The 20,608-nt window shown below is 55.8% G+C and carries 19 protein-coding genes; 3 read left to right on the forward strand and 16 right to left on the reverse strand.

The window, feature by feature from the left end:
* Positions 1–170 precede the first annotated feature (170 nt).
* The 3 genes from K0M74_RS07080 to K0M74_RS07090 all read right to left on the reverse strand — a co-directional run bounded on the left by K0M74_RS07080 (position 171) and on the right by K0M74_RS07090 (position 4,271).
* A complete protein-coding gene (locus K0M74_RS07080) occupies positions 171–1,355 on the reverse strand; it encodes a nucleotide sugar dehydrogenase (protein WP_293969717.1) in 1,185 nt (394 codons plus the stop codon).
* A 95-nt stretch (positions 1,356–1,450) separates the two neighbouring features.
* Positions 1,451–2,941 (reverse strand): protein adenylyltransferase SelO, encoded by a 1,491-nt coding sequence (locus tag K0M74_RS07085; protein WP_366932639.1) that lies wholly within the window; start codon positions 2,939–2,941, stop codon positions 1,451–1,453.
* 64 nt (positions 2,942–3,005) lie between these two features.
* Entirely contained in the window at positions 3,006–4,271 is a 1,266-nt protein-coding gene (locus tag K0M74_RS07090; RefSeq protein WP_293969723.1) for a glycosyl hydrolase family 28-related protein, read from the reverse strand.
* 288 nt (positions 4,272–4,559) lie between these two features.
* On the opposite strand from K0M74_RS07090, the gene K0M74_RS07095 reads away from it, so the two are divergent.
* Positions 4,560–5,378, forward strand: a complete 819-nt coding sequence (locus K0M74_RS07095) for an FkbM family methyltransferase (protein ID WP_293969726.1) — start codon at positions 4,560–4,562, stop codon at positions 5,376–5,378.
* Between the two features lie 241 nt (positions 5,379–5,619).
* Here K0M74_RS07095 and K0M74_RS07100 read toward each other — a convergent pair whose 3' ends face one another.
* Positions 5,620–6,567 carry a glycosyltransferase gene (locus K0M74_RS07100; RefSeq protein WP_293969729.1) on the reverse strand — a complete coding sequence of 316 codons (948 nt, stop codon included), beginning with the start codon at positions 6,565–6,567 and terminating at the stop codon, positions 5,620–5,622.
* Positions 6,568–6,779: 212 nt separating this feature from the next.
* Between K0M74_RS07100 and rfbB the strand changes: the two genes are divergently transcribed.
* Positions 6,780–7,832 (forward strand): dTDP-glucose 4,6-dehydratase, encoded by a 1,053-nt coding sequence (gene rfbB / locus K0M74_RS07105; RefSeq protein WP_293969732.1) that lies wholly within the window; start codon positions 6,780–6,782, stop codon positions 7,830–7,832.
* Between the two features lie 11 nt (positions 7,833–7,843).
* On the opposite strand, the gene rfbD is transcribed toward rfbB, so the two are convergent.
* From rfbD to K0M74_RS07140, 7 genes are all read right to left on the reverse strand, one after another.
* On the reverse strand, positions 7,844–8,701 hold the full coding sequence (rfbD, locus tag K0M74_RS07110) for a dTDP-4-dehydrorhamnose reductase (RefSeq protein ID WP_293969735.1): 858 nt from the start codon (positions 8,699–8,701) through the stop codon (positions 7,844–7,846).
* Positions 8,702–8,713: 12 nt separating this feature from the next.
* Positions 8,714–9,259 carry a dTDP-4-dehydrorhamnose 3,5-epimerase gene (gene rfbC, locus K0M74_RS07115; RefSeq protein ID WP_293969738.1) on the reverse strand — a complete coding sequence of 182 codons (546 nt, stop codon included), beginning with the start codon at positions 9,257–9,259 and terminating at the stop codon, positions 8,714–8,716.
* A 2-nt stretch (positions 9,260–9,261) separates the two neighbouring features.
* The gene (gene rfbA, locus K0M74_RS07120; protein ID WP_293969741.1) at positions 9,262–10,134 is read right to left on the reverse strand and encodes a glucose-1-phosphate thymidylyltransferase RfbA; all 873 of its coding nucleotides are present in this window, start codon (positions 10,132–10,134) and stop codon (positions 9,262–9,264) included.
* A 71-nt stretch (positions 10,135–10,205) separates the two neighbouring features.
* Positions 10,206–10,817: a class I SAM-dependent methyltransferase gene (locus K0M74_RS07125; RefSeq protein WP_293969744.1), complete on the reverse strand. Its 612-nt coding sequence runs from the start codon at positions 10,815–10,817 to the stop codon at positions 10,206–10,208.
* Between the two features lie 63 nt (positions 10,818–10,880).
* On the reverse strand, positions 10,881–11,921 hold the full coding sequence (locus K0M74_RS07130; RefSeq protein WP_293969746.1) for an EpsG family protein: 1,041 nt from the start codon (positions 11,919–11,921) through the stop codon (positions 10,881–10,883).
* Position 11,922: 1 nt separating this feature from the next.
* Positions 11,923–12,786, reverse strand: a complete 864-nt coding sequence (locus tag K0M74_RS07135; RefSeq protein ID WP_293969749.1) for a hypothetical protein — start codon at positions 12,784–12,786, stop codon at positions 11,923–11,925.
* The gene (locus tag K0M74_RS07140) at positions 12,783–13,475 is read right to left on the reverse strand and encodes a DUF2837 family protein (RefSeq protein ID WP_293969752.1); all 693 of its coding nucleotides are present in this window, start codon (positions 13,473–13,475) and stop codon (positions 12,783–12,785) included. Before K0M74_RS07140 ends, K0M74_RS07135 begins: the two co-directional genes overlap by 4 nt.
* A gap of 173 nt (positions 13,476–13,648) precedes the next feature.
* Here K0M74_RS07140 and K0M74_RS07145 point away from each other — a divergent pair, with 173 nt between their 5' ends.
* Positions 13,649–14,827: a DegT/DnrJ/EryC1/StrS aminotransferase family protein gene (locus K0M74_RS07145; RefSeq protein ID WP_293969755.1), complete on the forward strand. Its 1,179-nt coding sequence runs from the start codon at positions 13,649–13,651 to the stop codon at positions 14,825–14,827.
* Between the two features lie 33 nt (positions 14,828–14,860).
* Here K0M74_RS07145 and K0M74_RS07150 read toward each other — a convergent pair whose 3' ends face one another.
* The 5 genes from K0M74_RS07150 to K0M74_RS07170 are packed head-to-tail and all read right to left on the reverse strand — an operon-like array spanning position 14,861 to position 20,585.
* Positions 14,861–15,520 carry an HAD family hydrolase gene (locus K0M74_RS07150; RefSeq protein WP_293969758.1) on the reverse strand — a complete coding sequence of 220 codons (660 nt, stop codon included), beginning with the start codon at positions 15,518–15,520 and terminating at the stop codon, positions 14,861–14,863.
* On the reverse strand, positions 15,507–16,472 hold the full coding sequence (locus tag K0M74_RS07155; protein WP_293969761.1) for an ATP-grasp domain-containing protein: 966 nt from the start codon (positions 16,470–16,472) through the stop codon (positions 15,507–15,509). The genes K0M74_RS07150 and K0M74_RS07155 overlap by 14 nt, the downstream gene beginning before the upstream one ends.
* Positions 16,473–16,513: 41 nt before the next feature.
* On the reverse strand, positions 16,514–17,104 hold the full coding sequence (locus K0M74_RS07160) for a sugar transferase (protein WP_293969764.1): 591 nt from the start codon (positions 17,102–17,104) through the stop codon (positions 16,514–16,516).
* A gap of 4 nt (positions 17,105–17,108) precedes the next feature.
* Positions 17,109–18,347 carry a hypothetical protein gene (locus tag K0M74_RS07165; RefSeq protein ID WP_293969767.1) on the reverse strand — a complete coding sequence of 413 codons (1,239 nt, stop codon included), beginning with the start codon at positions 18,345–18,347 and terminating at the stop codon, positions 17,109–17,111.
* A 24-nt stretch (positions 18,348–18,371) separates the two neighbouring features.
* Positions 18,372–20,585, reverse strand: a complete 2,214-nt coding sequence (locus tag K0M74_RS07170; protein WP_293969770.1) for a polysaccharide biosynthesis tyrosine autokinase — start codon at positions 20,583–20,585, stop codon at positions 18,372–18,374.
* Positions 20,586–20,608: the final 23 nt, after the last annotated feature.

Below are 20,608 nucleotides of genomic sequence, written 5' to 3' on the forward strand. Positions count from 1 at the left end.
GTTTTGCATCTGTCGGCCGTCGATACGGCATCTCTGGCTGCCCCACAGCGGCGGCGCAACCCGTTTCTATGCTGCCAAAGTCCCGAATCCGGCTCATTTCGTCGCAAATCCCCTGTCAGCCGGATCGGCTGCACGCGATCAACGAGTCTAGGGTGATCGGGTTCCGCGCATCAGCTATCGACGCCAAACAGATCGCGGCTGTAAACCTTGTCTTCGACATCGGCCAGTTCGTCGGTTACGCGGTTGGCGATGATGACATCGGCCTCGGACTTGAACGCGGCAAGATCGCGCACCACCCGCGAGTTGAACAGCCGTTCGTCGTCGATCAACGGTTCATAGACGATCACCTCGACCCCCTTCGCCTTGATCCGCTTCATCACCCCCAGGATGCTGCTGGCGCGAAAATTGTCCGACCCCGCCTTCATCGCCAACCGGTGGATGCCCACGACGCGGGGGCCGCGTTTGAGCACCTCCGACGCGACGAAATCCTTGCGCGTCGTGTTCGACGACACGATCGCCTGGATCAGATTCTGCGGCACCTCGCTGTAATTGGCCAGCATCTGCTTGGTGTCCTTGGGTAGGCAATAACCGCCATAACCAAAGGAGGGGTTGTTATAAAAACTGCCGATCCGCGGGTCGAGGCACACGCCCTCGATGATCTGGCGCGAATCGGCGCCGTGCATCGCAGCGTAAGTATCGAGCTCGTTGAAGAACGCGACACGCATCGCAAGATAGGTGTTGGCGAACAGCTTGATCGCCTCCGCCTCGGTATTGCCCGTGTGCAACACGGCCGTTTCGGGTTTCAGCGATGCTGCGAGCAACAACTGCGCAAAGTGCGCCGCGCGCGGGTGCGTGTTGCCGACAATGATCCGCGACGGATGGAGATTGTCGAACAGCGCGCGCCCTTCGCGGAGGAATTCCGGAGAAAAGACGATCGCGTCGGTGTCGTGCTTGGCGCGCATCCGGTCGGTGAAGCCGACCGGTACCGTCGATTTGACCACGATCACCGCATTTGGCGCCATCGTCAACGCATCGCCAATCACCGATTCAACCGAGCCGGTGTTGAAATAATTGGTGTCGGGATCATAATCGGTCGGCGTCGCGACGACGACAAAATCGGCGCCCTCATAGGCAGCTTGCTTGTCGATGGTTGCCGTCAGATCGAGTTTGCGGTTCGCCAGATAATCCTCAATCTCGGGATCGGCGATCGGGGAACGGCGCGCATTGATCTCATCCACTTTATGGCTGTCGATATCGAGCGCCACAACTCGATTATGCTGTGCCAGCAGCACCGCGTTCGAGATACCGACATAGCCGGTGCCGACGATTGTGATTTTGACCGGATCGTTCGGCACTGGTACTGTTCTCCTGTGATGGTTGCCGCCCCCTAACAGCCGGTGCGAGATCGCTCAACCGCGACGCTGTCTGTGCTGCGACGACTAAGCCGCGATCAGGTACCGCAAAAGGTTTTGTAAGGGTCGGCGTCAATTGGCGCCGGCTGCGCGAAAGCAGCCCACTCGGCGCGCTCGACATATGGGTTCTGCACGACCTCCAGAAGTTCGGTCCATGGCGCCATGTCCCCTGCCTCCGCCGCAACCAGCGCGGCCTCAACGAGATGATTGCGCGGAATATAGAGCGGATTCACCGCGTCCATGGCATCGGCGCGTTCGAGCGGCGCGATCGCTTCGCGTTCCAGCTGCGCCCACCAGTCGGCTATCCACGGCGCCATTGCCTCAGCATCGGGCAGCAGCGCCCGCAGCAAATCGCCATCGCCGCGCAGCAGCTGCGCCAGCGCGCGGAAAAACGAGGTGAAATCGACGGCATGCTGTTCCAGCTCGCCGAACAGCGTATCAATCAGCTGCTCATCGGCCTTTTTCGCCTGCCCCAGCCCGAGTTTCTCGCGCATTTCATCGAGCCATTGCGCGCGAAAACGGGCCGGTATCGCATCGACCAACGCTTTGGCGGCGTCCACGTCAGCAGGATCGACGGCATGAATCGCGGGTAGCATGGCCTCGGCAAAGCGCGCCATGTTCCAGTGCGTGATCTGCGGCTGACGGCCATAGGCATAGCGGCCGTTCGCGTCGATCGAACTAAAGACCGTGTTCACCGCAAAACGATCCATGAAGGCGCAGGGACCGTAATCGAGCGTCTCGCCGCTGACAGCGACGTTGTCGGTGTTCATCACGCCATGGATGAAGCCCACGCCCATCCAGCGCGCAACAAGCTCGCATTGCAGACCGAACACGCGATCGAGCAGCGCGAGGTGCGGGTTGGCAGCCTCAGCCAGCTCGGGGAAATGGCGGTTGATCGTGTATTCGGACAGCTGGATCACATGGTCGGCGCCAAAATGCGCTGCGAAAAATTGAAAAGTCCCAACTCGGATATGGCTGCTCGCCGCCCGCGTTAGCACCGCACCCGGATGCGACCGTTCCCGCTGCACTCGATCCCCGGTTGCCACCGCTGCGAGCGACCGCGTCGTCGGCACGCCCATCGCGGCCATCGCCTCGGACACGAGATACTCGCGTAGCACCGGTCCGATGGCAGCCTTGCCATCGCCGTTACGCGAGAAAGCCGTTGGGCCGGATCCTTTGAGTTGAAGATCGAACCGCGCCCCGTCAGGAGCCACAATCTCCCCCAAGAGAAGAGCACGACCATCGCCGAGCTGCGGGGAGAAATGACCGAACTGATGTCCGGCGTAAGCAAATGCGAGGGGATTTGCACCTTCGGGTGTCTCTTTGCCCGAAAAGATGGCGGCAAGCTGGCTTTCGGTCATTCCCTCGGCCGCGATCCCGAGCCGAACCGCCAACGCATGATTGAAGATCAGGGGGTCGGGGGCAGAAGGCTTCGCCGCATCAGCGGGCGAGAAAAACCCGTCCATGGAATCGTGGAAGCTATTTTGGAACGCGAAATTCATGCCCCCTATGTCGAGAGTTGACGTCATGAATGCAAGTCGCCTCGAGGCGCCTCGTTATGCAACGAAAACGCGCCGTAGCTGGCGCTCGGGCTCACCGGGCCGCAACGCTGATGTTGTGATTAATCCCTTCGAGGAGGCTTCCCTTCGGAACCGTCATCGGAATGGTTGAGTGGCAGTTGCGAAAGACGAGCCGTGTTGGCTCGTCGACGTCCCACTTGTAAGGAACTCCAGGTCGGAAATGCGTAAAATGAACCGATTCAAACGCGATGAGACCGGCCGTGTTGCGCGCTTTCAAAATATATTCGTGGCAACCCTCGAAATAGCCACCAACAAGGGTAATCAAGTGAGCATTTGATAAATCGAGAATTGCCCTACCCAACGAACCTGCACCTTCGAAACGCCCTCCAATTACCAGAACGTCCTCAGCACCAGCCAGTTTCATTGCAGAATTACGAATATTTTTGAATTCGGGTTCACGAAACGTGTTTCGGTTAACGACAGCATTTTCGCATACGATGCCATAAGTCGATGTGTCGAAGAGTATCCGGTCAAACAAGGATGTTTGAAGGGGACCCCGGAAGCGAAAGACCGCATCCGCCATCTCATAGCCCCCCAAGTTCACGAAGCTGTTATGATCGGTGTCACCTTCAATATCGAAACCGGCGCGCTGCGACATCATTCCGAAATTTTCGAACGACGCAAAAACCAGTCCGTTCCGTGCGGTGAAGACCGGAATATCGGGAATTTTATTCTGGAAGTTGTAAAATACCGACTGAATCGCGCCGTCCCCGTGTAGGCGTGAAAAGCTCTGCGCGTTGAGCGTCCCGGTTAATCGATATAATCCGTTCTGGATATAGCCCGTTTTGCCATGCGTTCCCGCAAACGTCCCTGAAGCTTTGATGAGGTCACGGATGGCTCTCGTATCGTCTGAAAGAATATCGCCCTTCGCGCCGAAAGCGCGTGCATCCAAGTGATCTGCCTGGCCTAGCGCGCCAGATTCACCCAAGCGTCGCCACTGGCCACGATGGGACTCCTGGCCTCCGATGCTGCCCACCACATCGTCGGGACCCATGGCCGCACTATCCAACATGAACAGGCCGCCACCGCCGTCGAATGGTGAATTTGAACCTAGCACGACGGCAAGTATTGCCTCCCCGTCCTCGGTCCTGCCGAACTCTCGCAGATCATTGAGATTATCGAACGAAAGCATAGACAACGGCTGTCCTCGACGAGTGGACGGTGCCGCCACGTTTCCGGCGAGTATCGGTAGCAAGGCGCCTTGCGAAAGGGCAAGAAAGTCACGTCTAGGATAGGGCATCGTTGAACCTCGTGCTTTAGAAATGTTGTCGGTGTTCAAAGGTTAGCAGAGTTGAATCTTGCGCAGCGACTTAGCAATGATTGTCCTTGCACTAGCAGGCGATCAGAATTTACTCTTTTGATCTGCAATCTAACTCACGGCGATCAGTCTCGATCATAGAGCAAAAATTGTTTGACCCGCTATTATGATCGAGTGGAGTCGATGCACATCCGATGCCGTCCGTCAACGGCCCGAACCAGTTCACGTGGTTGCGGACGCAACGTCGCCTGACAATCAACTGCGATTTGTTAGGTTGCAAATAATCGATAGATCAGACAGTGTTCTAGGATGCTTTATGAAAATGGGCTTTTGAGGGCCATCATTCTTCCGATAATGAAGGCGGTCAGTCGCGATATAACGATCCGGCATCATTGGACCGGCCAGCAGCTGAAGATCAACCTTTTCGCACATAAGGGTTACTGGTATCACGGCCGTCGCCGTGAAAAAGAAGAGATGCGTGCGATCGAATTGCTGGTTGAACCAGGCGATGTTGCCGTGGAGGTAGGTGGGCATATTGGTTACATCGCTCTTCTCCTCGCGCGCGCAGTTGGATATGGCAAACTCATCGTGTTCGAACCGGGATCGAACAATCTCCCCTATCTAAGGGCAAATCTGGCCGATCTGGACAATGTCACTCTGATCGAAAAGGGGTGCGGCCCGCGATCGGAAAATATGACTTTCTTCGAAGAAAGCCTGACGGGCCAGAACAACAGCTTCGTTTCCAGCTTTCGCGGCCTTCAGGATAACGCGGCCAAAGCCCCTACTGTTTCCGTGGATGTGACTTCACATGTCGTTCCGGTCGTCAGACTAGATCAAGAGGTTCCCGCCACGCCCTCCTTCGTCAAGATCGACGTCGAAGGTTTCGAACTCGCGGTCTTGCACGGCGCCGAAGGTTGGTTCGACGATGGGAAGATGTACCCGATCTTCATGATCGAGGTGCAGGCCGACCACACCGCGATCGCCGATTGGTTTATTACTCGCGGATACAAGCTGTTTGACGTAAACGGCCGGCCGATGATGGAGATTCCCGAAACGACAATCAACCTTTTCGCGCTCGATCCGAAGATCCACGCCGAGCGACTGGAACGATGGCAATCCGGCTTCTAGGCCTAAAGAGCCGCTGGCTTCAAAAATCCAAGCTTTGCGGTTTTCCGCATAAATCGGGTAACTCCGTCGCTTCATCCTGTTTTGATAAATCTTGATACGGGGCTTGACGTCAGAAATCGGCAGGAAGACCTAAACTGATATCGGCCCTAGCCCGCGTGATCGGGCCTATGCGCCAAAAACCGGGGTCGAGCGGGCGGCGAAAATTTCGTGATCTGATACAATGAAATTCCAACGTCAAAGACTAGATCAGACCGGTCAGAACAGCGCCCGCGAGTGCGAGTTGCGCTTTCAGCTCACGCCTAAGCTTTCGGGCGTTAGTCGCTAGCCATAGCCGATCGCCAACATCTAACCGCGCTACGCGGTCGAGGACCGCTTGTTCCGCCGCGTTGTCCGAGTTGAGGAAAGCCCGGTTGCGCAAGACGATGCTACGGTACCAACCTTGACGCATTAGTGACATGCGCTTGAACGCTCCAGCGGAGCCTGGCAAAGCGCCAAACTGGTTCTGTTCGTGCTGGCGATACCGTATTCCCGCCCACTCATCAATTACCCATGGGAGACCATGTGAACGGCAGATCGCGTAGCAAAGCCAATCGTGCGACATATTTTTCCAATCATGATCCTCAACGCGCCCGATCCGCGAATAAATCAGCGCTGCCGCCTGTCGGTCAAAAACATAGGTGCAGCCTGCAGACGCAGACTGGAACAGGTGATCGAAGGGCCGCTGAGGCTGGGCCTTGGCAACAGTCCATTCGATCCCCTTAGCGTCGGAAAAAGCGACCAGATTGGACGCGTAACCCGAAGCGCCCTTTTCGTTCAGCATGCGCACAGCGCGTTCCAGCTTTCTTGGCAGCCAGATGTCATCCTGATCTGCAAAGGCAAAATAGGCGTGGGGCGCACCGTGGATTTCGACCAGCATACTGAGGAAGTTTCCGCACGCGGCGCCAAACCGGGACGATGCCGTGTCAAGCAGCGATAGCCGGCCGGGGTAGGCTTCGGCATAAGCACGAAGGATATCCAAGGTGCCGTCGGTGGAGCCGTCATCACGAACGTAAAGCGCCGTCTCCACCCCTTCCTGGTTCAGGATGCTGTCGATTTGCTCCGCAACAAACTTCTCACCGTCGTAAGTTGCCAGCATCACGCCGACGGACGTCGCAGGCGGCAGTTCTCCCACACCTTTTAAGCTGCTCATAACGCTAATATTCTTGCCATCTGTTATCGGGATTCTGGATTGTTGTTGCGAAACACACGGCTATACCCATCCACTGCTGGAACGTCGAGATACAATGAGCAAACAGAGCCTAAGCCTTGCCCCGGACCATTGTAGCGTGCAATAGAGCTCCCCCACGCGCTCGCTCAGGCTAACTGATTGCGACGGCGGATTATTTCAGGCATGGAGAGTCTATGACGCGAATTTTGGTGACTGGTGGTGCCGGTTTTATAGGATCTGCGGTCTGTCGCCATCTCGTCCAGGATTTAGGGCATGAGGTGGTGAATGTGGATTCGCTCACCTATGCAGCGAACCTCTCTTCGCTCGCACCGATCGAAAATTCCAACTGCTACTATTTCGAACGGGTCGATGTGCGCGATCGTGCCGCAGTTGATGACGTGTTTGCACGCCATCAGCCGGATGCAGTGATGCATCTTGCCGCCGAAAGCCATGTCGATCGCTCGATCTCGGGCGCGCAAATTTTCCTCGAGACCAATATCCTCGGCACCGCCGTGATGCTGGAGGCGCTGCGTGCCTATCGCGACAGCCTGCCTCCCGAGCGCGCCGATGCGCTGCGGATGCTTCATATCTCGACCGACGAAGTGTATGGCTCGCTCGGCGACACGGGCCTCTTTACCGAAGAAACGCCTTACGACCCCTCTTCGCCCTATTCGGCGTCTAAGGCGGCGTCGGACCATCTCGTTCAAGCTTGGGTGCGCACCTATGGACTCACGTGCTTAATCTCGAACTGCTCGAACAATTACGGGCCTTATCATTTCCCTGAAAAACTCATTCCGCTGGTGATTCTGAACGCCCTCCACGACAGGAAGCTTCCCGTCTACGGCAACGGATCGAACATCCGCGACTGGCTTTATGTGGATGACCATGCTCGCGCGCTGGTAATGATTCTTGAAAAGGGCCGTGCCGGCGAAAAATACAATATCGGAGGCCGAAATGAGCGCACCAACCTGCAGGTGGTCGAGCGCATATGCGATCTGATGGACGCGATGGTGCCCAAAGGTCATTCTCACCGCGACCTGATCGAATTCGTTGTCGATCGTCCTGGTCACGATCATCGCTATGCGATCGACGCGACAAAGACTGAAGGCGAAATCGGCTGGAAGGCGCAGGAAAATTTCGACAGCGGCATCGAAAAGACGGTTCGCTGGTATCTCGATAATCGCGGCTGGTGGGAACCGATCCGTAATAAGGTCTATGCCGGTGAGCGCCTCGGCTCGTTAAAATAACCGCGTCGAAGTCAGCTCTGGTCCCGCACCTCGCGGAGCATGAGTCTCAGGTTTGCGCGCCAATGTGGCGCCGGTAAGCCCAGCATCGCGGTTGTCGCTTCCTTGTCGAGCACCGAATAATGCGGACGCCGCGCTGGCGTCGGATAGGCACTGCTCGGGATCGGGAGGATCTTTGCAGTACGATCAACTAAGCCAAGTTCCAGCGCCTCTTCCTGAACGGCGACGGCAAGATCATACCAGCTTGCCGCACCGCTGTCAGTGTAATGGTAGACGCCGTTCGCACCAGCGGCGGCCAGTTTCCAGATTCCGTCGGCCAGCGAGGATGCCCATGTGGGCGTCCCAATCTGGTCAGCAACAACGCGCAACTCATCGCGGTCGGCAATCAACCGCAATATCGTGCGGACAAAATTATTACCCTGACTGCCATACACCCAAGCCGTCCGCACGATAAGCGCCCCCTCCCCTGCTTCGTGCTCGCCGCGAAGCTTCGAACAACCATAGACGCCAATCGGGGCGGTCGGCGCATCAGGTGCATAGGGACGCCCGGCCTCGCCATCGAAAACGAAGTCGGTAGATACATGAACGAACCGGGCCCCAACGGCTTCACCCGCGCGCGCCAGAAAACCAACCGCGTCACCGTTGATCCGGAACGCCAATTCGGAATCGGTCTCGGCCTGATCGACCGCGGTATAGGCTGCCGCGTTGATCAGGATTTGCGGCCCGGTTGCGCTCACGAAGCTCCTCACGGCCTTCGCATCGCCGATGTCTAGCACGGAACTGGTCGTCGCGACGACCTCCGCCCCCTCAGGGGCCGTTCTTTGTAGAGCCTGACCCAGTTGCCCGTCTGCGCCGGTTATCAGTGCCTTCATCACCCGCAGTCCTCAAGAAAAAGTTGGTGCCTCCGACAGCGGAAGGCCGACCGCATCCTTCGCCGAAAGCGCCGGTGTCATGCCGTCTAGTGGCCAATCGATGCCGATCGATGGGTCGCTCCACAACAGGCTGCGCTCATTGGCCGGAACATAGCCGCTCGTGCATTTATACAGGAAATCGGTACCATCCTCGAGACACAGGAAACCATGCGCCATACCCTCTGGCACATAAAGCATACGCTTATTCGCCGCCGACAGTTCGAGGCCAAACCATTTCCCGAAGGTTGCGGAGGATCGCCGCATGTCGACAACTACATCGAAAACCGTGCCTGCTGTAACCCGCACCAGCTTTCCCTGCGGAGTGGGCAGTTGATAATGCAGTCCGCGCAAAACACCGCGCGATGAACGGCTGTGGTTGTCCTGCACAAAGACAAGGTCGAGGCCATTGTCGCGGAATAATTCCGCGTTCCAGCTTTCCATGAAGAAGCCTCGATCATCTCCGAAAACCTTCGGTTCTACGATCACGACGCCTTCCATGTCGGTTGGGATGAACTGCATAATCAGCGACGCTCCAGTAACTTCATCAAATATTCGCCATAGCCCGATTTACGAAGCGGTTCGGCGATACGTCGCAGTTGTTCATCGTCGATGAAGCCGTTGCGCCACGCAATCTCTTCTGGCGCGCAAATCTTGAGGCCCTGACGGTCCTCGGTGATACGGACATAGTTTGCGGCATCGATCAGTGACCCGTGCGTACCAGTGTCAAGCCACGCAAAACCGCGGCCCATGATTTCGACCGACAATTTACCTGCTTCGAGATACATTCGGTTGAGGTCGGTGATCTCCAACTCTCCGCGCGCCGACGGTTTGACCTTATGGGCCAATTCCACAGCCCTACCGTCGTAGAAGTAGAGGCCGGTCACAGCGAAGTTAGACCGGGGGTTCGCGGGCTTCTCCTCGATAGTTTCCGCCCGGCCCGCGGCGTCAAAGGATACGACGCCGTAAGCGGTCGGGTCGCTGACATAATAACCGAACACCGTCGCTCCATCGGTGCGGTTCGACGCCGATTCAAGCAGTTGGGGCAGGCCGTGACCGTAGAAGATATTGTCGCCGAGGATAAGCGTTGATGGATGGGTGCCCACGAAGTCGGCGCCTATGTGATAAGCTTGGGCAAGTCCGCCCGGATCGGGTTGCACGGCGTATTCTATCCGCATCCCGATGTCGGCGCCATCGCCCAGCAACGCCTGGAAAGATGCCTGATCCTGAGGGGTTGTGATAATCAGCACCTCGCGAATGCGCGCGAGCATTAGCACCGATAGGGGATAGTATATCATCGGCTTGTCGTAAACCGGCATGAGCTGCTTCGAGACGCATTTAGTCAGGGGATATAATCGCGTGCCCGACCCGCCAGCCAGAATAATACCTTTGCGCATATTACCTCGTCCATTCTCACGTCGGCACGGCCGAACAAAACATTTTTTTCCAGCGGCAACCCGGGAAGTGATCAGATCCGCACCAGACGGAACACATTTTGTAGCGCAACAAACTCCATCAGCTTAAAGCGCTTCATTACGCTCTCGCCGATCAGTCGGCCGCTGTAGCGGTGGTCAGCTACACGTAGGCCAGCACTGGCCGCAAGTTTCTCGACGTCCTTTCGACAAAACCAACGAAGATGTGTTTTATCGAATAGGCCAGCTTCGTCGCGCGGGAAGCGCCCTTTCAGGAATACATGATAAAGAAGTTTTACATTCCGTATATTTGGAACCGAAATAAGAATTTCGCCGCGATCCGCGACACATTTGGACAGGATATCGAAAAACGCTTCGGTATCCTCGATATGTTCGACGACATCATTAGCGATGATGACATCGAACCTCGCTTCCGAAAGCTGTTCTCGAACGATATGGCTCGTAACTGAACCGACGATCATCCGGTCTAGTTTGGTCGTCGACGCACGGATATCTACGCCCCAAACTTCGCCGCCGATACGAGAGCGCGTTTCGATCAGCGTAGGAAAATCACCGCCGCCAATCTCAAGGATTCGATCGGCCTTAGAGCTCCTCAGGAGACTCAGAACGTCGTTTCTAGGATTGCAGTAATAACCACCAGATTCCATGAGAAAAATTCGCCTACTCGAAGTTACAGAAGCTCAGCAGTATCAGAGAACGATCCGTTTCGATCAAACGATGACATAGTCGACGCCGAGAAAAAATAGAGCGCCGCCCAAAACAGCAATTAGCGCGCTTGCCGCCTGGCTCCATCCTTTTCGGAGAGGAATGTCGACAAGGGCAAGAGCAGGGAGGGTGAAAAAGGGAGCGTATCGCGATGATGCGATAGGATCAAAAAGGAAGAATAGCACCACGTAGATGAAAAGCGAGATTGCAATAAACAGCTTCTCGACACCTTGATCATCTCTCGAAGCCAATATGAGAAATAGCCCAAGCATAACCGTTGCGCTCAAAAGCGTATAGTGTGCAACTAAGCTCGAGCCCGAAGAGACGGCGGCTGCGGCTTTTACTTCTGGAATATACGCAACATATTTCTGCAAATACGAAAATGACCCAATGAAATCAGTCGCGATCTGCGTTATATAGATGCCCAACGTCGCATAAAGTATGAGCATAACAGCAGCTGAACCAAGTATATATTTCGGCCGGACGCGACGCACATCATATTTTTTTAGCAGAAGAGCAGCAATAATGGCCGGGGCGGCCAAGATCGTCGACACATGGAAAAGCGAACCTGCCAGCACATAGGCAATCGTGCGCCATTGCCCACGCATAGCTGCCATGGCAGCCATAGCAGCCATGATATAGGCTGGCGTCGCTCGTATTGTCACCAGCCCTAACAGAGGTGCAGTCAATGCAAGTGCTACTGCCAACGCCTTCCAAGAAGACCGCCGAAAAAGAAAATACATTGCGATAGAGAACGAGAAGATTAGTACATATCTAAGCAGATATACAGTTTCCTCCGTGCTTCCCGTGAAGCCCCGGATCACGATCATCGCGACCTTGGAAAGAAATTCAAATCGCCACCAGTCGGCTTCTCTAAAGAAATATATAGAATCGATGTAGTAATAATATGTGCTGGTGTCAGCGATGTCCGTCTGCATCACTGTAATGTTCAAAACGGCGAACAGGGCAGTGATCGCGACCAGCATATACACTTTGATCGAGCGGTCATACATCGAGTTGACCGATAAATGGATTACCGGTTGCATACTATCGATTCTGGCCCGGATCGGATATCGAACCGAACAGACCGTGACAGATCGCCCGGCCGACATTCAAGGCCGTCGTGCGCGTTGACGAACTGACCACTAGATAGACCGGAATCCGGTAGGCTAGCTTCGCCACCTGCGTGAGCGAGAATGCCTTCGGTACATGATTTAGCCGCGCCAACCACAGCGTGTTGCGAACAATATAATAATGTCGCACCGGCGATCGATGAATCGGCTTATACCGGCCGAGAAAGTTGATGCCGGCGTCGCCCATATTATGATTCATGGTCACCGTAGTCGCCTGAAGGATAGCAAGGCCTTTGTCACGGGCGCGATAGCACCATTCATGGTCTATGCAATCGATAAACAAATCCTCCCACATCGGCCCAACTGCCTCGTATGCTGATCGGTCAATGAGGCTACCTGACGTCGCAAGCCGCTGAACATTTTGGTATTCGCCGACTGACGCGTCTGCAAAATTAACGACGCCTCCCGCCTTCTCATCATTCAATGTCGGTCCGATCAGCGCGGGGTGGACGTCGTCGCGCGCCGCATCATCCGCGATCTCGGAAAGCCATCGCGCGATGTCCAAACCAGGCCTACTATCTTGATCCAAGAGCATGACCCGGTCTGCGCCGCGCGTAAAGGCATCGGCTATTCCAATGTTGAGCGCCGATGCCAAGCCAACGTTCGAGGGCATGGCGTGAAGCGCCACCCCTGCTGCAGATGACAACTTCCCAGCGTCGCCTTCCGCGCATTCATTCCAAACGACAACTGTCGGATTCTGGTCGCTGGCATAAGATTTTACAAAGTCGAGAACTTCTTGGTCCGGATGGTAAAGCACGACAACGCTGAATAGCCTCATAAATAGCATCCGATGAGGAAAAAAATCATTCCAACAAGGACGAAGCTGAAAAATCTGCCCGCAACATACGATATGATTATCTGATCGATATCGCCTTGATCTATGGCTCGGAACAGCCTCTGATCAACGTAGAAGAGCATTATAATCGTGCCGAAAAAATTGATGATTTGTCCGATATAAGAAACCGACAGCCGATACTCAGGGAGCAATATCGCTCCAATGATGGGCGCGGTAAGCGATATGCAGAATACGACCGACGTCGCGAGGGTCATGACGAACAACGGGGTAGTCATATCGGTACGCCGGACGGTATAACCGACGTTACGGTTGCTCGGCAGTAATAGTGTGAAGGAAACCACCCTCATAAAAAATCCGCGAGGCTTGTGAAACAACATCAAAGCATGACACAAAGCGGACATGAACAAGGTTGCGGATATCAGCAATATAATGGTGCTGGTATGATAACTGGACTCGACCGCGAAGGCGAGACATACGGTAAAGATCAGAGTGAACATGCGCGCGGAGTAAAGAAATATATTTGACCGGCCGACATAGAGACCAATGTTGGAAGAAACTGACTGCGCCCGCACAAGCCATGACGATGTTTCGATCAGAAAGGCGATAGCCTGCACAAGCGGCGTCAGCAATAATATACCGTCGAGCCAATGGATGCTCGCTGTGTCTGACATCGATGTATGCTCAACAGGATCGCGGGAGGAACTTGCCACGGGGTTGGATACGTCCCGTGGCCGGCCACTATCGCCGCGGGATTGATATGTCCACCCATTGCCAACTAGCTCGTGGAAATAATTGGCTCCAATTCCCTATGGCAAGTTCACAGGCTGCCGTCTATGGGGTCGCAATGTCGAATGCATCGTTGTCGCCGTGGCCAAGCTTCACCCAAGAAGAAGCTGAGGCCGTCAAATCGCTTCTCCTGTCAAACAAGGTCAACTATTGGACCGGCCAAGAAGGCCGGCGTTTTGAACAGGAGTTCGCCGAATGGGCCGGAAGCGCACACGCGATCGCGCTGGCCAATGGCACTCTTGCACTTGACGTCGCTTTAAAAGCGCTGGGCATCGGTGAAGGTGACGAAGTCATAGTCACGCCGCGCAGCTTCATCGCGTCGGCGTCGACCGTCGTCAACGCTGGCGCAACTCCGGTCTTTGCGGATGTCGACTACGACAGCGGCAATATCTCTGCTGCCACCATTGCAAACGTCCTGACTGATCGAACCCGCGCTATCATTCCGGTCCACCTCGCCGGATGGCCGTGTGAAATGGATGCAATCATGGCGCTCACGGCACCGCGGGGCATCCGGGTGATTGAGGACTGCGCGCAGGCGCATGGCGCGTCAATCGACGGCAGTGGCGTTGGCACGGTCGGTGATATTGGCGCCTGGTCATTCTGTCAGGATAAGATCATGACGACCGGGGGCGAAGGCGGCATGGTTACCACCCACGACCATGACCTCTGGTCAACCATGTGGTCATTCAAGGATCACGGCAAAAGCTGGGATGCCGTTTACAACCGTGAGCATGCGCCAGGCTTTCGCTGGTTACATGAAAGTTTCGGAACAAACTGGCGCATGCTGGAAATGCAAGCCGCAATCGGCCGCATTCAACTGCGCAATATGGGGGAATGGACCCAGCGGCGAACATTCATCGCTGAACGGATCCGTCAAGCGCTTGAGCCTTTTTCCGCCGCGCTTCGCGTCCCCGTCGCTCGTGAGGGAATGATTCACGCCTTTTATCGACAATATGCCTACGTACGTTCTGACGGCCTCAAAGACGGCTGGTCTCGCGACCGTATCATCGCGGAATGCAGCATTTTGGGCGCTACAATAATGCAGGGTAGCTGCTCTGAAATCTATCTAGAAAAGGCATTCGACGGAACGCCTTGGCGTCCACGCGAAAGATTGGCAATCGCGCGCGATCTCGGCGAGACCAGTCTTATGTTTCTTTGCCACCCGACCATCACGGATGCCCAAATTGCCGCAACGTGCGACATTGTGTCCCGAGTTCTGGAACAGGCCAGCCGCTGACCCCTGCCCGTTCGTTGTAATCGTTGGCTCAGACTATTCACCGTCAGAAAGCAGAATTTTCGAAATGCTGTGAAAATCATCGGCCCACAGGTCGGGCATGACTGCGCCCGACAATAGCGGATTTGCGCCGTATATGGCCCTTGAGTCAGCCCGGATCCCAACGCTGATCCATCTGCGAGCACGGGCCGCGATAAAATCCTTTGCGACATTGTCGGCAACATAGACATAGGATTCGGCCGGCCAGTCCCGCTCGACGAGCACGAATGCGGAGGGGTCAGGCTTCTCTGCTCCGACCTCTTCCGAAATGTATACACCATCGACGTCGAGGCCCAACGCAAGGATCTTCAACCGCTGTGTAACGCTGCGCCCGTCGGTAATTATGCAGATCCGGTCGCCTCTCGCCCGCAGGTGTTCGATCAGAGCAGCCGCGCCGGCGCGCAGCGCAATTTTTGGCTCATGAAGGCGATAGTGCCAAATCATCGTCTGCGCAGCAGACGATGGCAGACCCAACTCCCGACACAAGGCAGCAATAAAGTCCGCTTCATCAAAAACGGAGGGGTCTATCTTTCGCCGGTAAATCTTGGTCAATAACTCCCGGAGGGCATTTTTTCCCGATAGCACATAATCTGCCTCGGCATAAAGCGTATCGTCCAGGTCGAAGACGATCGTGCGCGAACCGCTAGCGATGGCCATGGACCAATATCTTGGCGTCGTAACGGAGCATGAGAAGCCCATCTTCCCACGCCTCGAAAAAGAGAATATCCTCTTTCAACAGATATTCTCGAATCAACCATTCGGCAAAGTCCGCACCCGCAGCAAGCGATAGAGGGTATCCGCCGCCGAACCGTGGATTGATCTCGATCGCGTGAATCGACATGTCCTTATCATTTGCGAATAGCTGCAAAGTCAGGCAGCCACGCGCACCGTCGAGGCTTTGCGCTCCAGCCAACACGCGATCATAAACCCAGTCGCGGGTCGTGAGACCCTTGGCTACCTCACCCGCACGAACGGCGAGCCGTTGCCGTGGGACGGCGCAACGCAACGTGTGACGACGGTCGTAGTAGAGATCAATAGTAAGCTCGCGAAGCCCGTCGGGTACCAACTCCATGAACATCCGCTTTATATCTACGCGCATCTCGGCGGTGATCTGCGCTGGACCATCTATGCGCATCGCTCCGATGCTGCTGCTTCCATCAGCGGGCTTTGAGAAGCAGGGGAATTCGATCGTGTCGATATCGTATATGGCCGGGGTCGGTAGACCCATCTGAGCGAAGATAACCGGCGTCTTGCGTTTATCACGGCATCCCGCGACGACATCTCGCTCGGAAACGACCAAATGTGTTCCCTCGAGCCGAAATGCCGCGGCGAGGTCCGTCAACGTAAGCAACTCGGTATCAATGGTAGGTATGACGAGTCCAATCCCCTCATCAGTACACAACTGCCGCAACGCGGCAGGATAATCCGGATCCAGGCAATGCGGCAGGGTAAAATGAAGAACCGCAGCCTGGCAGGCCGCTGACATTTTAGGGAACGCGTCAGCGCAATAAACCTGGCCGCCAGGCAACAAGCGCTCTGCCGCCTTCTCGAAACCTCGCAAAAGCTCGACACGTCGCCCTGCCGACAGAATGAGAATGTTCCTACGCACCAATTTAGCTTTCAAAACTTGAAAGGAAATTCCGGCAAACTTCAGTCGCCGGTGAAGGCCGGCATTGTAGCCTCGCCGTCCGCGGATATGCCTTCCCGTTTGATGACCTGCAACACGGTCAAAACAAGAATCTTGACGTCGAGCAGGAAACTTCGATTTTCCAGATACCAGATATCCATCGCAAATTTCTCGTTCCAGCTCAGAGCATTGCGACCATTAACTTGCGCCCAACCGGTTAGGCCGGGACGCACGTCGTGCCGACGGGCTTGCTCGGCCGAGTAGAGCGGCAGATATTCCATCAATAACGGGCGGGGACCCACAAGGCTCATGTCGCCCCGGAGAATATTCCATAACTCCGGCAGTTCGTCGAGGCTAGTCGAACGCAGCCAACGACCGAAGGGCATCAACCGATCCGCATCGGACAATAGTTCGCCATCGGCGCCCCCTTGGTTTGTCATGGTGCGAAACTTCAGCAAGCGAAACGGCTGACCGTGCAGTCCGGGACGCTGCTGGCCAAACAGAACAGGCGATCCAATGAATATCCAAACCATAAGGGCTATCAGTAAGATCAACGGCAACAATAAAAGGAACGCTATCGCTGAAAGAGCGATATCAAAACCACGCTTTCCCATGAAATCAGTTCGCCTTTGCGTTGGGCCTAAGGTCCAGATCGCCGATTATCACACTTGCCGGATCTCGGCCGATGCCGCCCGCTACATTCAAGTCGAGACGCACTAGTTGGCAACCTGAAGGCATTGACATTTTCAAGGTACGGTTCAGCGGTGCATTGGCGTCGAACATATTGGCCGATTCCACTTTCTTCCCGACGCTCGATCCGATCAGGCAGGTCGCGCTCCACGTGGCGCTGCCCTCTAAATTGCCGGCGCGATCCTTCACGCTCCAAAAAAGGACATCATTTGCGCGCGGCGCAATTAGCTTAGTCCCTGCGACACCAACGGTTCCAGGCGCGCCGAATACGTCAAGCCCGGTGCCCCCGCCTTCAACACTCACAAATTCGGCGCCTTGCGCATTGCTGTCGGGGAAGTTCCAGATGAAAGGCGGATACCCGGTGTCAAGTTCGCCTTTGATGGTCCCGCTGACGTTGCGCAGGCTTTCAGAACTGGTGCCAGGCAGCAAAGGGTAGAGACGCAGCGCGAGAGAATAGGATCCTTCGCTGACCAGCCGGTTCATCAGCGGGTTATACACCTGCTCTATGTTCGGGCCATTCGGAGCCTTTTTACGCCGATCGATCAATAGCTGAGCCAGCGGCGCGGCCCGCGGCAAATCTGTCACTGCAACCTGAAACAGGTTTAGCAACCAAGGATTGGTTTCGCGAATATAGGGCGCAAGATAGCGCCTTCCTTCGGGCGAAGCTATAATCAGTGCCATACGTGGAATAACCGAATTGGCAGCCTCCACATCAGAACGGATCAAAAGGTCGTAATGCCGCAATCCAGATGCAATTTCCCCGTTCCTAAGGCGGTCCGCGCCAAGCCACAATTGGACCGCACCATCGCGGCGTGAGATACGCTCGGCCTGCAGCATGGCGCGCCGCGCTTGAGGCATCTCGCCCCTTAACTCCATGCTTTTGCCTATGAGCCAGAGCGACCTAGGGGTCAGCGGCGCATGTTCAAGAACTGATCGCCCAAACCTTTCGGCCGACGCCGAACTGTTGCGCGACCCGTTGGAGAAGAGCGCGACCGCCTCTTTGGATTGCCCGGCGCGCCAAGAAAAAAAGCTGCCGCCCATCGGCCGGAAACTGTCGATCGCGAGACCGATCGACGCTGCCGCCTGTGAAAACGCGACAACCGAAAGAAATAGCCCGAGAACGAGCCCGCAAAAAAGCGATGGGGTCAGCTTGATCTTACGGTTCATGTTGCAGCAGCCTCCCGCTTTACGTCAGGCTGCGTCGTCGGTCGCACGGTCTTGGCCGTAGCCATAACCATACCCATATCCGTAACCGTAGCCCGTCTGCTTCGCACGATATTTGGTCAGCAGAGCGCCCAGGATCTGGGCGCGCGATTCGCGCAACCGTACCAGCGCTGAACGCGACGCGCGGACCGCCGTTCGGTCGGCTTCGACGACATATATCACCCCCTCGACGACCTTCGCGATCAATGGCGCATCAGAAAGGCCAAGCATTGGTGGACTGTCGAGAATGACATGGTCGAAGCGTTCAGATAGCTTTTCCACCAGCGTCGCTAGGCGATCGCCGCTCAACAGCTCGGATGCGCTCGGCGGCGTCGGGCCCGCAGCCATGAAGGACACGTTTGAATCGCCAATAGTCTGAATCATCGAATCCAGATTATCATCACCGGCAAGAAAGTTCGAAACGCCTTTCGTATTGTCGAGACCAAGCCGGGTTGCCACTACCGGACGGCGCATGTCGACATCAACAAGCACCACCGACCCAGCGGTCCGGCCAAGTACTCGAGCCAATGAATAGGCCGACGTCGATTTACCCTCTGAAGGCGACGTACTGGTCAGAGCCAACGTCTTTGGCACGCCATGGTTGGTCGAAAAGCTTAGGTTGGTCCGGACCGTCATATAGGCCTCGGACATTATCGACTTGGGATCGTCAATCTCGGCAAGTGCATCGCTGTCGATCGCAGGCACGGCGCCCAATAGCGGGACGCCGAGGCGATCCGCAATTTGGTGCGGCTCGCGAACGCTTTCATCGAGATTTTCGAGGATCACTACGACTAGGGCAGCTAGTGCCACACCCAGTAGAAGGGCTAGTGCCACGTTCAGCGCGACGCGCGGCGAAGAAGGTTTGACAGGCAGAAAGGCCAAATCGACTATCGAGATGTTATTCGTCCCAACGCCAGCGACGCCGATCTCCTTGTAGCGCTGCAGCAAACCGTCATAGAGCTGGCGGTTGGTGTCGACTTCACGCTGATAGATATTGTACTGAATGCTCGACCTGTTTTCAGAATCCAAACGACGCAAAAGTCCATCAACTTGGGACCGCAGCTTTGTCTCGCGATCGCGCGCAGCGTTGAAATCGGACGCATAGGCCGCACGGACACGCGACTCTTCCGACGTGATCGCGCGATCGAGCGAAGCAATCTTCTCCCGAGCAGACTGGGCCGCAGGATATTCCGGCTCAAACTGAACCAGCAATTGCTGGTATTCCGCATTAGCCTCAGCTCGCCGTTGGCGCAGATTGCCCAAAGACTGGTTGGAGAGGCCAAGCGTCGTCGAACCGGGTGAGCGGGTGGATGAACCGAGGCGTGCTTCGGCTTCGGCGCGTTCCGCGGTGGCTTCGACGAGCAACCGGTTTATCTGCTCCAAGTCGCTCGAAGCGAGCGTCTGCGTCGTTCGTGTCCTTCCATTTTCGCCCTGTGTTTCCGAAAGGCGAACGATCCCCTGCCGGGCAGCATAATTGACCAATTCACGTTCAGACCGCTCAAGCCGGCTGCGCAGTCCTTCGAGCCGCGATTCAAGATAGACCCTCGCATCGGCGGTCGAAGACAATCGCCGATCCATGCTCTGCTGAATGAATTCACTGACCCAAGCATTCGCGATTTGCCGCGACAATTCAGGCGATGCGGCAGTATAAGTAACGTCAATAAGCGCAGAACCACGAAGTGGTGAGATCGCGACATTATCAAGAAGTAATTCGACAGCCTGGCGTTCACGCTCCCGCATCTGTGTGGCCGAAACTGGCCCCGAACTTCCGATCGAGAGCAGTCCCTCGCCCACCGGCGCCACACCATGTGCCGCGAAAAACTCTGGCTTGCGTGCCAGCCGTAGCCGACGCTCGACGCGTTCCGCGAGCGAGCGAGCATTTAGTAGCGAATATTGGGTTAGGTAGAATTCCTGATCGTTGCTTCCGGTTTCGCGCTGCAAACTTTCGACGTTTGTCACATTGGCCTGTTCTCGGGCGATCTCGATGCGCGACGTGGCTGTATATTGCGGTGTCATTAGCAAGGTGAAGATCACGCCCGCCACCGTCACAGTCGCTACGATCGCTAGCGCCAGCCAGATATGCCGCTTCAGGGCATTCCAATACTCGATCAAGACAGGCGCCGACCAGAACTGCCTTCCCTCAGGTGGCGACGGGTCGACCTGACGATCGGGAACGGTCGGCATGGTGAGCTTATCAGACATTTATATTTCCACTAAGATCGGGC

The organism is Sphingopyxis sp. (genome assembly GCF_019459305.1).
Taxonomy (GTDB): domain Bacteria; phylum Pseudomonadota; class Alphaproteobacteria; order Sphingomonadales; family Sphingomonadaceae; genus Sphingopyxis.